General features: G+C 63.0%; 12 protein-coding genes. 4 read left to right on the top strand and 8 right to left on the bottom strand.

Going from position 1 to position 11,945, the window contains the following annotated elements:
- Positions 1-56 precede the first annotated feature (56 nt).
- The 6 genes from VNH11_11230 to VNH11_11205 all read right to left on the bottom strand — a co-directional run bounded on the left by VNH11_11230 (position 57) and on the right by VNH11_11205 (position 4,987).
- On the bottom strand, positions 57-707 hold the full coding sequence (locus VNH11_11230) for a hypothetical protein (protein HVA46929.1): 651 nt from the start codon (positions 705-707) through the stop codon (positions 57-59).
- 22 nt (positions 708-729) lie between these two features.
- A complete protein-coding gene (locus VNH11_11225) occupies positions 730-1,197 on the bottom strand; it encodes a DUF488 domain-containing protein (GenBank protein ID HVA46928.1) in 468 nt (155 codons plus the stop codon).
- Complete coding sequence (locus VNH11_11220) at positions 1,194-1,808, bottom strand: DUF488 domain-containing protein (protein ID HVA46927.1); 615 nt, start codon at positions 1,806-1,808, stop codon at positions 1,194-1,196. Before VNH11_11220 ends, VNH11_11225 begins: the two co-directional genes overlap by 4 nt.
- A 165-nt stretch (positions 1,809-1,973) precedes the next feature.
- Positions 1,974-2,930, bottom strand: coding sequence for a DUF6263 family protein (locus VNH11_11215; GenBank protein HVA46926.1), 957 nt, complete (start codon positions 2,928-2,930; stop codon positions 1,974-1,976).
- Positions 2,931-2,992: 62 nt separating this feature from the next.
- Entirely contained in the window at positions 2,993-4,327 is a 1,335-nt protein-coding gene (locus tag VNH11_11210; GenBank protein ID HVA46925.1) for a UDP-glucose/GDP-mannose dehydrogenase family protein, read from the bottom strand.
- A gap of 237 nt (positions 4,328-4,564) precedes the next feature.
- Positions 4,565-4,987 carry a response regulator gene (locus tag VNH11_11205; protein ID HVA46924.1) on the bottom strand — a complete coding sequence of 141 codons (423 nt, stop codon included), beginning with the start codon at positions 4,985-4,987 and terminating at the stop codon, positions 4,565-4,567.
- 523 nt (positions 4,988-5,510) lie between these two features.
- On the opposite strand from VNH11_11205, the gene VNH11_11200 reads away from it, so the two are divergent.
- The 3 genes from VNH11_11200 to infC all read left to right on the top strand — a co-directional run bounded on the left by VNH11_11200 (position 5,511) and on the right by infC (position 9,689).
- Complete coding sequence (locus tag VNH11_11200) at positions 5,511-6,734, top strand: trypsin-like peptidase domain-containing protein (protein ID HVA46923.1); 1,224 nt, start codon at positions 5,511-5,513, stop codon at positions 6,732-6,734.
- A gap of 288 nt (positions 6,735-7,022) precedes the next feature.
- Complete coding sequence (gene thrS / locus VNH11_11195) at positions 7,023-9,029, top strand: threonine--tRNA ligase (GenBank protein ID HVA46922.1); 2,007 nt, start codon at positions 7,023-7,025, stop codon at positions 9,027-9,029.
- A 126-nt stretch (positions 9,030-9,155) separates the two neighbouring features.
- Entirely contained in the window at positions 9,156-9,689 is a 534-nt protein-coding gene (gene infC / locus VNH11_11190; GenBank protein HVA46921.1) for a translation initiation factor IF-3, read from the top strand.
- Between the two features lie 34 nt (positions 9,690-9,723).
- Here infC and VNH11_11185 read toward each other — a convergent pair whose 3' ends face one another.
- Together VNH11_11185 and VNH11_11180 are read right to left on the bottom strand one after the other, a co-directional pair.
- Positions 9,724-9,969, bottom strand: a complete 246-nt coding sequence (locus VNH11_11185) for a hypothetical protein (protein ID HVA46920.1) — start codon at positions 9,967-9,969, stop codon at positions 9,724-9,726.
- A 528-nt stretch (positions 9,970-10,497) separates the two neighbouring features.
- Positions 10,498-11,400: a DUF58 domain-containing protein gene (locus VNH11_11180; protein ID HVA46919.1), complete on the bottom strand. Its 903-nt coding sequence runs from the start codon at positions 11,398-11,400 to the stop codon at positions 10,498-10,500.
- Between the two features lie 180 nt (positions 11,401-11,580).
- Here VNH11_11180 and VNH11_11175 point away from each other — a divergent pair, with 180 nt between their 5' ends.
- Positions 11,581-11,898, top strand: coding sequence for a hypothetical protein (locus VNH11_11175; GenBank protein HVA46918.1), 318 nt, complete (start codon positions 11,581-11,583; stop codon positions 11,896-11,898).
- Positions 11,899-11,945: the final 47 nt, after the last annotated feature.

Genomic DNA, 11,945 nt, shown 5'->3' with positions numbered 1-11,945 from the left:
CCGGCGCTCGCAAGCTCGCTGGTCCCACCCTACGTCCAACGCAGTGCCGATCTTGCTTATCCAAACGCCAGTTCGATCACCGCGGCCACCAGCTTGTAGCACCGCGGGGCCGCCGTCGTGTCGGGCGGAATATAAGGCTTGGTGAGGGCGATCGTCAGCAAACAATCGTCGGCGATCTTCTCGCCCGACTCCATCCGCCGCGTAATCACCGGATCGGTGACGCGAAAACAGTATTTGTGGTTGTCGCGGTCGCGGAAGCGGGCACGCCAACGGTGCGGACCGGCCGGATCGCGCTCCAACGTCAGGCCGCGCGGCCTGACTAATTGCAGCGACTTCCATTCAGCGGGCGGCAAGAAATCGAGCACGTAGGGCGGCACGCGGTCTTCGCTGCCGTGAAAGATCGGCGCGTGCTCCTCGACATATCGCAACAGCTCGGTCGCTTTCAGACGGCCGCGCCGGGCCCAGTTCCAGTCGCGGACCACGTGGTTCTCACGCTGAAAACGCGGAGTGGGGCTGATCGGAGCCAACTCCAATTCAATAACGTCGAGCGGCGCCAGGAATGTGCCCGACAGCCACAATCGCTCTTCGGGCACGGCGTCGTGTTCCACCGGGACGGGACGCAGCCACCGGCCGGTGTCGAGATCGATGCCGGCCACACACCGGCCATGCGGCCGCTTCGAATTGGCGAGACAGACAAGCCTGGTCATCTCAGCGATTCCTCGCGCAGTTTCAGAGGTGTTCAATGGTTACATGTGTCCACTCCTCCTTGAGATATTCGGCGACCAGCCGGCGATGGCAGTTCTCCGGTGTCGGTTCGCTGCACAGCAGGCAGGCGCCATCCAGTTCGTCGAGCGTGAGCCGCTCGGCCGGCCGCCGCGACCGCAGCAACTCGTCGAAGCGCCGCGCGTACTCGTCCCAGTCGATGCGTTTCTTCTTGTAATCGTCGAGCAGGTCCTTGGTCGGCGCCAGTCCCGGATCGTGGGTGTAATCGATGTCGGCGATGGCGCGCAGAAAGTATTCCAGGTCGCGTTTCTTGGTGAAGCCGGCGAGCTGCGAAACGTTGTTCAGCCGCGTGTCGACCAGCCGGCGCACGCCCGATCGTTCGAGCCGCTCGAAGAATTCGCGGGCCGATTTGCCGGTAAAACCGATCGTGAACAAGGTGATGTTCGCCTGCATCGGCGCCGTGGCGGAGCTCACTGGGGCACCTCCTCTTGTGCGGCGCGGTAAGCGATCTTTCGCGCTCGCTCGTCGTAGGCCTGCTGCACGAGATCGTCGTCGGTCAGGTCCGGCGGATCGAACAAGGTCCGCGTGACGCCGGTCTCTTGAACGAGGCGGCGCTCGGTGTCGGCGTGGCGCTCCAGGCTGCCGTCTGCCAGAATATGCCGGATCTCGAACTCGTCCCGCAACTCGCGGCAAACGAGCACCGTGCGGTGGCAATCGAGCGGCTCTTTTTCGGCGCACAACAAGGCCACTCGGTAATCGCGGGCGCCGTTGCGCAGCCGCTCCAGACCGGCCGCGAAGCCGGGCAGCCCGGCGATGCGTTCGTAGGCCGCCCGGTCGCCCGAGTAGGAGTCGCGTTCATCGCGTCGCGCGCCCAGTTCTTTGCCGAGAAAGACATATTTGATGCCGGCCGCCTCCAACGCCGACGACAGCTCCTCGCGATTGAAGTGCCCAAGTCGCGCGCTATAAGGATGCGAACGAACGTCGGCAACCGCCGTGACGCCGTGTTGCCTCAGCAATTCCAACAGGGCGTCGAACGAGTGGGTCGAATGGCCGATGGTATACAGAATCGGTTGCTCGGCTGGCATCAAACGAACTCCGTGGGCCGTCGCCGCGAATGTTGCGATAGGTAGGGTGGGACCAGCGAGCTTGCGAGCGCCGGCCCACCGTCGGCGCGACTCAATGGTGGGCCGGCGCTCGCAAGCTCGCTGGTCCCACCCTACGATCGTTGTTTTGCCGCCGTGGCTGATACGCTATTTCTCGGTCTCGGACGCCTTTTCGTCGCCTTTGCCGTCGGTCAGGCGCATCGAGTTGTCGGACGTGATCGCTTGATCGAGTTTGGTGCCGCCGGCGGTGATCGCCATGGCCATCTTCGATTTCGTCCGAATCTTTTCCAGACGGCCGGCGGCGCGGTCGAAATCAATGTCACCCTCCGACTGCTGGCTCTTGATCTCGACGGTCGGCGCGCCGGCGCCGGCGGGGGTGATCGACATCTTCATCGACATGCCGATCTTGTCGAACTCTTTGCCATCCTGCTTCTCCGTGCCGAGGTAAGTAAAAGTGAACTCGATCGTCGACTTGCCGATCTGCGGATTCGACATCGCGGCCTGGTGCTTCCACGTCTCGCCCTTCTTCACCGCATGGTCGGCCAAGACGAACACCGGTCCGCCGACCATTTGCTTCACAACATCTTCGTTGAACATGGCCGCCGCCGGCCCCGGTCCGGCAGAGCGCTTCATTTCGTCGGCCAGCCCTTCCGGAAGCGTGACGTCGCTGACGGTGCCCAGCGGACTCATCTTCACCTTGATCGGCTTGTCCACCAGCACTTTGTAAACTCCGGCCATCTGGGCCGCGAAACCCTGGGGAGCTTCTTTCGACGACGAATCGTATTCCACGCCCGGATCGCCGGGCTGGCTCATCTTCAGCCGCACGCGGCGGATGGTTTGCGTGAGGTGCGCCGTCCCGTCGTCGGCGACGTCGTTGACCGTCCACGCCAGGTCCAGCGTCTGCTTCATGTCGTTTTTGATCGCTTGTCCGCCGAACCGGCCTTCGGTCGTCGTGCTTTGCTCGACGACGTAGTGCAGTTTCTCGCCCTTTTTGAACTTCCAGGAAAGCTTCACGGCCTCGTCGGCCGCGGCCGCATTGGCGGCGAGCGTCGACGTAGCCAGAAGCAACGCGGTGGCGGTCGTGAACAGAGCGCGGGTGGACATGCAAAAGCTCCTGACAATTGAGGATTCGGTGCAAATGGGACCGTTTTAGGTCTGCCCCTCTATCATCGCACGATTGCCGAAGAAATGGTAGCTTCTACCGGCGCGCGGCCGATCGACTCATAGGCAAAGCCCGCGGCGCGGACGTGCGCCGGCTCATAGATGTTGCGGCCGTCGAAGATCAGCGGCGACTTCATCCGCCGGCGCATTTCGTCGAAATCCGGGTGTACGAACTGCTTCCACTCGGTCATGATCACCAACGCTTCGGCGCCGTTGAGCGCGTCGTATTTGCTTTCGGCATAGAGCAGCCGGTCGCCGTAGCGGCCGCGCACGTTCTCCATCGCCTCGGGATCGTGGACCTGCACGTGAGCGCCCTGCGCCAACAGCTCGTCGATCAGCGTCAGGGCGGGCGCCTCGCGGATATCGTCGGTGCGGGGCTTGAACGCCAGGCCCCAAACGGCGATCTTTCGGCCGTCAAAACGGGCGAAACGCCGGGCCAGCTTGGCGAACATCACCGTCTTCTGCTGTTCGTTCACGGCGTCGACGGCGGCCAGCAAGCGGGGTTCGATTCCGTGGGCGCGGGCCATGGCCTTCAGTGCCCGCACGTCCTTGGGAAAGCAACTGCCGCCGTAGCCGACGCCGGGAAACAGAAAGGCGAAGCCGATGCGGCTGTCGTGCCCGATGCCGCGGCGCACGTCGTTGATGTCGGCTTGCATCCGTTCGCAAAGATTGGCCACCTCGTTGATGAAGCTGATTTTGGTCGAGAGCAGCGCGTTGGAAACGTACTTGGTCATCTCGGCGCTCTCCGGCGACATGACCAGAAACGGCTTTTCCGTCCGCAGGAAGGGCGCATAAAGCTCGCGCAATTCCTCGGCCACTTCCGGCCGACGGACGCCGACCACGACCCGGTCGGGCTTCATGAAGTCGTCCAGCGCGGCCCCCTCTTTCAAGAACTCAGGATTGCTGGCCACGTCGCACTCGCGACCGGTGTGTTCCCGCAGCCGCTGCCAAATGGCGGTGTTGGTTCCCACGGGCACCGTGCTTTTGGTAATCACGATTGCGTCATGCGCGAGAAGGCCGGCGATCTGGTCGACCACCGTCCACAACGTGCTGAGGTCGGCCGAGCCGTCGTCGGCACTGGGCGTGCCGACTGCCAAGAACACCAGCCGTGCCGGCCCGACCGCCGAGGCCAGGTCGGTGGTGAAGTGCAGCCGGCCGTCTTCGCTGTTGCGCACCACGATCTCGCCCAGGCCCGGCTCATAGATCGGCACATCGCCTTCCGTGAGGCGGGCAATTTTCTGGGCGTCGACATCGACGCAGGTCACGTCGTTGCCGGTTTCGGCAAAACACGCGCCGGTGACAAGTCCCACATAGCCGGTGCCGACGATGGCGATTTTCATGAGTCAGGCGAACCTAATGGAAAGAGGCAAGATCCCGAATCGATGCCGGATCACGGCCGCGATTCAAACCGCGCCCACTATTGTTCGCTATCGCAGCACGGGGTTCAAGGCGTTGGGCGTTAGGCATTGCAGATTTGCAATTTGCAGGTCTCTCCGATCTCGGCGCCTGATACCCAACGCCTAACGCCCAACGCCTGATTGACGGTGAGCCAGGGCCGACAGGGAGCTATCCCAACTTTACAGGCAGGGCTGCAACTGGCGGCGCAACACGTGCGGCATCCAGAGCGCCTTGTCGACCAGTTCGATCAGTACTTCCGGGTCGAACGGCTTGCGCAGAAAATAGACGCCGCCCGCCATGCGTGCTTGCCGCACGACGTCGGGAATCTGAGCGCCGGAAATGAAAATCACGGGCACGTCGGCCATTCCGGGGTATTGCCGGAGCTGCTGGCAAAGCTCCAGGCCGCTGCTGCCCGCCAGGTCGATGTCCGAAACAACCAGGTCGGGCGTCGCGCGGCGGACGCACTCGACGGCCTCGGTTTCGGAGGTCGCCCATTGGCAGGCGTAATCGGTCAAACGTAAAGCGTGCGCGACATCATCGATGGCGCTCGTTTCGTCGTCGATGATCAGGATGGTGGTCGTGGTGGGAATACGCCCGTGCATGGCTGGCCCTGCGGATTGCGGCTTGGATTGGCAAGTAGTAGACGACGCCTCTGCCCAGGGAGCATTTCGTCGCGTCGGCCGGCCGAACTGCAGACCGTCTTGCCGAGTTTGCGCCATCGCGATATCCGCTATGGGCGTCCTTTCCGTCAAAGACCGGAACCTTCGCGTACATCCCTTCGTTCGCTTCTGTTCGCACATTGTGCTCAGCCTCGCAGATGCCGAACGGGTCCGAAACGATCGCCAATACGCGGGCCGAGTTGTGGTTTTCCTTATACAAACGCTGTTGGACGTCGACGCGGTGCGCGTGGGCAGGCAGGCTTTACCTTCCGTGAGCCGACGGCTTCGCCCCCGTGAACTTTTTGCCCCACGGCCGCTGTCTGGTCGTGGCCACGCGGGGCATCGCTTAGGCTCTGCCCCAACCGCCGCGAACGCCTCACTTCCGACCGCGTGACGTATCAATGATGTTGCTTCACGCAGGAGCCGTCTATAATGACGGCGCTGAAACCAACACATAGGAAGCTGGATGATGGATGATGTTTCTCTGCCGCAACCGGTCAGGTCCGCCAGCCCCGACCGTCGGCTGCTGCGATTGCTCTGGATTTTGGCGGTGTTGTGCCTGGCATTGGTGCTGCCGCACCTGGCGGAGCAGGTGCAGTATGCAATGACGCGCGGCCAGCTTCGTGCCCGTGCCGAAGCGGCCACGAAGGAGCTCGACCGCCTTCGCGATTCGGCGGAGCTGGTGAAGCTCTCCGATACGTCGAAGGCCTTCCGGTTGGTGGCCCGGCGGATTGAGCCGAGCGTCGTCCACATCGACACCTCGCAAGAAGTGCAGCTTGGCCGCAACGCCTCCAGCGACGAATGGGGCTTTCAGTTTGCGCCTGGCCGCGGCCGTTTCGAGCGGCGGGGGCAAGGTTCGGGCGTGGTGATCGACGCCGAGAACGGCTACGTGCTGACCAATTTTCACGTCATTCAGAACGCCAGTCTGGTGCAGGTACACATGAGCGATGGGCGGACGGTCGCGAATGACGAGATTGACGTGGTGGGCTACGACGTGCTTACCGATCTGGCCGTGCTGCGCGTTCACGCCCTCAACCTTACGGCGGCGGCCTGGGGCGACAGCCACGAGCTGGAGGTCGGCGACTGGGTGCTGGCCGTCGGCAATCCTTACGGTCTCGACCGCACGGTCACCTGCGGCATCGTCAGCGCCACGCAACGCCGCGGCCTGGAGCACGGAATTTATCGGAACTTCTTGCAGACCGACGCCGCGGTGAATCCGGGCAACAGCGGCGGCCCGCTGTTGAACGTCCGCGGCGAGCTGGTGGGCATCACCACCGCGATCATCGGCGAGGCCTATCAGGGCATCAGCTTCGCCATTCCCAGCGAAGTCGCCCGTGACGTTTACGAGCGGTTGAAAGAGCAAGGCCGAGTGGCCCGCGGCTGGCTGGGAGTGCAGTTGCAGGAGATTCCGCCCGAAGTGGCGAAAGAGTTCCAATTGAAGGGCCGGGCAGGGGCCTTCGTGGCCGGCGTGTTGCGCGGCTCGCCCGCCGAAGCGGCCGGCATCGAGCCGGGCGACTTGATCGTCGAGTTCAACGGCCAGAAGATTCCCAGCAACATGGAGCTGCCGATCTTGGTGGCCTCGACCCAGCCCGGAACGAGCGTGAAGGTGACGGCGTTGCGCGAGGGCAAAGAGCGGGAGCTTTCGGTGAAGATTACCGAGCGGCCGGAAGAAGTCACACCGCGGCAGTAGCAGCGTGAGCGAGGGCTCCCAAAAGCTCTGTAGGGAACGGACTCCGTGCCGTTCCGCGCGCACCGAACGACGGTCAATCGGCGTTCGGCGGAACGGCACGGAGTCCGTTCCCTACAGAGTGCGGAACGGCACGGAGTCCGTTCCCTACAGCGTGACGCCCACGCGCGGCGCAAAAGCGTTCCTGCACCCCCGCTATGCCCTATTTCCCGAACTTGGCCAGCCGGTTATACTTGGCGTGCGTAAGGCCCGGCGGTTCCGGCCGGCACAACACTGGGTACTGGGAGAAGTATGCTGAAAGTCAAGCTTCCGGATGGAAGCGTTCGCGAATACACGTCGGGCAAGACCGCCCGTGACGTGGCTCAAGACATCTCGCCTCGCTTGGCCAAAGCGGCGATCGCCGCACAGGTCGATGGCCGCACCGTAGGACTCGATTACCCGTTGCCCGACCAGGGAGACGTCTCGCTTCGCCTGTTTACCAAGAAAGATCCTGAAGCTCTGGGCGTGATGCGGCATTCCTGCGCCCACGTGATGGCACGGGCGGTCATGCGACTGTTCGAGGGTGTGCAGCTTGCCTTTGGCCCGACCATCGAGAACGGCTTTTACTACGACATCGGCCTCGACCGTCCGCTGAGCGAGGCCGACTTCCCGGCCATCGAGGCCGAGATGGCCAAGATCGTCAAGGCCGACGAAGCCTTTGAGCGGATCGTCGAGCCGCGCGACCAGGCCGTCGCCATCTGCCGCGACCTGCACCAGCCGCTCAAAGTCGAGCACATCGAGACCGGTCTGGCCGATCAGCCGACGCTCTCGTTCTATCGCCAGGGGGAGTTCATCGACCTGTGCCGCGGGCCGCACGTGCCCAGCGCGGGTGCGATCGGCGAGTTCAAGCTGCTCTCGGTGGCCGGCGCCTATTGGAAGGGTGACGCCTCGCGCCAGCAATTGCAGCGGCTCTATGGCACCGCCTGGTTCAGCAAACAAGAACTCGACGACTACTTGCGGATGGTCGAAGAGGCCAAGCGCCGCGACCATCGCGTGCTGGGCAAGCAGTTGGAACTGTTCACGACGAACCAGCTCGTCGGATCGGGCCTGATCCTGTGGTTGCCCAAGGGGGCCATCGTCCGCGGCCTGCTGGAAACGTTCGTACGCGACGAGCTGTTCAAGCGCGGCTACGAACCGGTCTACACGCCGAATATCGGGCGGGTCGAGCTATATCAGATTTCCGGCCATTACCCCTACTACGCCGCCAGCCAGTTCAAGCCGATCGTGATGAGCGAGGACGAGAAATACCTGCTCAAGCCGATGAATTGCCCGCACCACGTGATGATCTATAAATCGAAGCCGCACAGCTATCGCGACCTGCCGGTGCGGCTGGCCGAGTTCGGCACCGTGTATCGTTATGAACAGTCGGGCGAGCTGGGCGGCTTGACCCGCGTCCGCGGCTTCACGCAGGACGACGCGCACCTGTTCTGCACCGAAGAGCAAGTGGGCGACGAGTTCCGCGGCTGCCTGGAGATGACCCAGCACATTTTGCAGGTGCTGGGCCTGACCGATTACCGTGTGCGGTTGGGCTTTCGCGATCCGACCAGCGATAAATATGTCGGCAGCGACGAAAGCTGGCGGCGGGCCGAGGAATCGCTCGAATCGGTGTGCCGCGACATGAACCTGCCGCACCTGGAGATCACGCGTGGCGAGGCGGCGTTTTACGGTCCCAAGGCCGACTTCATGGTGGCCGATTGCATCGGCCGCGAATGGCAGCTTGGCACCGTGCAGCTCGACTACAACCTGCCCAGTGCCGAACGGTTTGCCTTGGAATACATCGGGCAGGACAACACGCCGCATCGTCCGGTGATGATCCACCGCGCGCCGCTAGGCTCGATGGAGCGGTTCATGGGTGTGCTCATCGAGCATTTCGCCGGCGCGTTTCCGCTTTGGCTGGCGCCGGAGCAAGCGCGGGTGCTGATCGTCAGCGAGAAGTCGGAGGCTTACGCGCGGAAGATCGAGGCCCGGCTGAAAGAGGCCGGCTTACGCGTTACCGGCGACTACCGGTCAGAGAAGCTGGGAGCGAAAATCCGCGATGCCCAGCTCAAGCTGGTGCCCTACATGTTTGTGGTCGGCGAGAAAGACATGGCGGCGGGCACGGTCAGCGTGCGCGACCGCATCGACGGCGACCTGGGCGCCATGCCGATTGAGGCGGCCGTGGCCAAGCTGCAGGAAGAGGTGAAAGCGAAAACGATCCGCCAACAAGCTAAGCTTGTCAGTGCGGGATTAGGTGGAAATGGGGAAAGGCATGAATACTAGGGTTCGGGGTTCAGGGTTCAGGGTTCAGGATTTTGGTCTTGGATCTTTCTTCTTAGGCCGTTGTCGCCGCACGCCCCGCACGGTCCCTCATCCCTCATCCCTCATCTAAACCCTGAACCCTGAACCCTGAACCCTGAACCCCGAACCCCGGAGGAAAAAGCAATCGAACGTTCACAGAGGATCAACGAGCAGATCCGCATGTCGCCGGTGCGGGTCATTGCCGCCGATGGCGAGCAGCTTGGCGTGATGCCGATCGAGCAGGCCCTGGCTGCCGCGCGCGAGGCCGAACTGGACCTGGTGGAAGTCGCCGCCGACGTGCGGCCGCCCGTCTGCCGGATCATGGATTTCGGCAAGTTCAAATACCAGCAGCAGAAGCGAAAGCACAAGGCGCATCAAATCAAGATCAAGGAGATCCGCATCCGCCCCAAGACCGACGAGCACGATCTGGGCGTGAAGCTCCATCATGCCCGTGAATTTCTGGAGCAGAAGAACAAGGTGCTGGTGTCCGTCGTTTTTCGCGGGCGTGAGATCGCGCACATCCAGCAAGAGGGGCCGCGGATCGTGCAGTTCATCATCAAGAACCTGGAAGACATCGCCAAGGTCGAGACGCCTCCCAACACGCAGGGCAAACGGATCACCTGCGTTCTCTCGCCGAAGTAGAACAGACGCCTCACCAAACGCTAACGCAAGTGAATTACGATGAGCAGCCTGCCGGCCCGGCCTTCACTGGGCCCTGCGATCTTTGACGAAGTGCCGCCGCTTTCTGCTCTTGGCCGGAGGCGGCATAGGCCCTGGCCAACACGTCGAGATCGGCGGCCCGCGGCTCTGGATCCACTTCCCAAAGCACATACGCCAGCATCCGCCGATACCGCGGCTCGTTGGAATCGAGATCGGCGGCCGCGCCGCACGCAGACAAGGCCTCGCTCCATTGCTCGTCCATGGCGCAAGCGGTGGCCAGGTTTTCGTGGGCCGCGGTGAATTGCGGATCGAGCCGGGTTGCTCCTTGAAACCAGGGTCTTCAATTGCGCCAGAAATTCCAGGCCGGCGTCGCCAACCCCCCGTGCCGCGAAGCGATAATTCCTCCAAGTGCCGGCACGATTGCAATAGCCGCAGGCCCTCGTCGGTAATGGCCGTGTTGTTTAACCAAAGCGCGTGCAAGCCGTCGAACTTGGTCAAACAGGCGAGGTCGCGGTCCCGCACCGCGGTATTGCCGAGTTGGACCGCCACGACCGGCGCGGCGTAGTCGTGCCCGAAGCGAGCGTTGACCCAATTCATCGGCCACATCAGCCGGGCATGCGGAAGCTCGTCGGCATGCATCACGCGGCCGTTGATGACTATGCCCGTCGCTTACCTGGCATATTTGGTCAAAACGATCTGGCCGGCTTGCACCGAACTCAAAATGGCGTCGAGGTTGGACTTCAACTCCTGGGTCGAGATGCTCTTCATACGATATCCTCGGTTGTCTGCATTACCGGCTCTTCGCCAACCTGGCCGTCAAATAGCTCGACAACGCCAGGTCGAGCGGCTGATCGGTGCGCATCTGCACGTAGTCGATGCGATGCGCCCGGCAGCCTTGCCGCAGTTCGTGTACGAAGCGCTCGAACTCCGCCAGGTACGCCTTGCGCAGCGAACGCGGGTCGGCCAGCAGCTCCGGCCAGCCCTCCAGCCCCTTGAACAGCGTTGGCTGCCGGAAGGGAAAGTCGAGTTCCGCCGGGTCGAGCACGTGAAACAGAATCACCTCGTGCCGCTTGTGCCGCAGGTGCTTCAGGCCGGCCAGCATTGAAGGCACGTCGTCGAAAAAGTCGCCCAGCACCACCACCACGCCCCGCTTCTTCAGCCGCTCGGCCAAATCGTGAAAAATCGGCCCGCTGGCGGTTTTCCGCTCCGCCCGCGACTCGCTCATCACGTGCAGCAACTGCTTGAGGTGCGAAGGATTGCTGCTGGCCCGCACCAACGCCCGAACCTCGCTGTCGAACGTCACCAGCCCCACGCTGTCTTGCTGCTGCAAGATCAGGTAGGCCAGCGCCGCCGCCACGCACTGGGCATATTCGAGCTTCGAAAGCGGCGCCGACTCGCTCTGGTAACGCATGCTCTCGCTGGTGTCGAGCACGAGATGGCTGACCAGGTTCGTTTCTTCCTCGTATTGCTTGAGGTAGAACTTGTCGGACTTGCCGAACACCTTCCAGTCGACGTAACGCAGATCGTCGCCGGGCGCATACTCGCGGTGCTCGGCGAACTCGATGGAAAAGCCGTGATAGGGGCTGCGATGCACGCCCGACACGTAGCCTTCGACGATCAGCCGGGCACGCAGCTCCAGCCCCTGCAGTTTGGCCAGCGTGCTTGGGTCTAAATACTTCTGATAGTTTTCCACCAAGCGTGGTCTCTTCTTGGCCGGCGGGACGATTCTCGATCAGCGTCGGCACGATGCCATCGGGCTTGATCCTCTCGGCCTCGGCGTTGAAGTATACGCGCCGCCGCTGCTTTGCGGTAGAGTCTGACCGCCGGACGGATTGGCGGCGGCTGCGCGCCGCTTCTTGTCGGCACGCTGCTGATGTATGAAATGGGGCTCGGCTGGCGCGCGGCGCTGGTCGGCATTGCGCTGGCCGGAGTGCTGCTGGCCGCGGCGATGCGAGCGGTCTTGCGAGACAGTCCCAACGTACACCCGAAGACCAACGCCGCCGAGCGGCGACTGATCGGCGACCACGACCCGCCCAGCAGCCGGGCCAAGAAAAGGTGGCGGGCCAAGAAACGGTGTCAGGAACCTTTGTTATCCGCCGAGGCCTCCTTTCTTGGGCGGCCACGAGGGCGGATGGTCGATTCGAGACCGAGCCGTCGAACCGTGCGTTCGTTCCAGGACTCGCTTCCGTAGGGATTCCCGCGCTCCACGCTGCGGCGAATCGCGGCCAACTCCGCCTC

The sequence above is a fragment of the Pirellulales bacterium genome, from assembly GCA_035533075.1.
Classification (GTDB): domain Bacteria; phylum Planctomycetota; class Planctomycetia; order Pirellulales; family JAICIG01; genus DASSFG01.
The sequence above is the reverse complement of the archived record's forward strand: the minus strand, read 5'-3'. Positions and strand labels throughout refer to the sequence as shown.

Bases quoted from the DNA above. Each gene is read 5' to 3' on its own strand.
- VNH11_11230 (HVA46929.1), bottom strand. From the start codon at position 707: ATGACCAGGCTTGTCTGTCTCGCCAATTCGAAGCGGCCGCATGGCCGG.
- VNH11_11205 (HVA46924.1), bottom strand. From the start codon at position 4,987: ATGCACGGGCGTATTCCCACCACGACCACCATCCTGATCATCGACGAC.
- VNH11_11215 (HVA46926.1), bottom strand. From the start codon at position 2,930: ATGTCCACCCGCGCTCTGTTCACGACCGCCACCGCGTTGCTTCTGGCT.
- VNH11_11200 (HVA46923.1), top strand. From the start codon at position 5,511: ATGATGGATGATGTTTCTCTGCCGCAACCGGTCAGGTCCGCCAGCCCC.
- VNH11_11175 (HVA46918.1), top strand. From the start codon at position 11,581: ATGTATGAAATGGGGCTCGGCTGGCGCGCGGCGCTGGTCGGCATTGCG.
- thrS (HVA46922.1), top strand. From the start codon at position 7,023: ATGCTGAAAGTCAAGCTTCCGGATGGAAGCGTTCGCGAATACACGTCG.
- VNH11_11185 (HVA46920.1), bottom strand. From the start codon at position 9,969: ATGGACGAGCAATGGAGCGAGGCCTTGTCTGCGTGCGGCGCGGCCGCC.
- VNH11_11220 (HVA46927.1), bottom strand. From the start codon at position 1,808: ATGCCAGCCGAGCAACCGATTCTGTATACCATCGGCCATTCGACCCAC.
- VNH11_11210 (HVA46925.1), bottom strand. From the start codon at position 4,327: ATGAAAATCGCCATCGTCGGCACCGGCTATGTGGGACTTGTCACCGGC.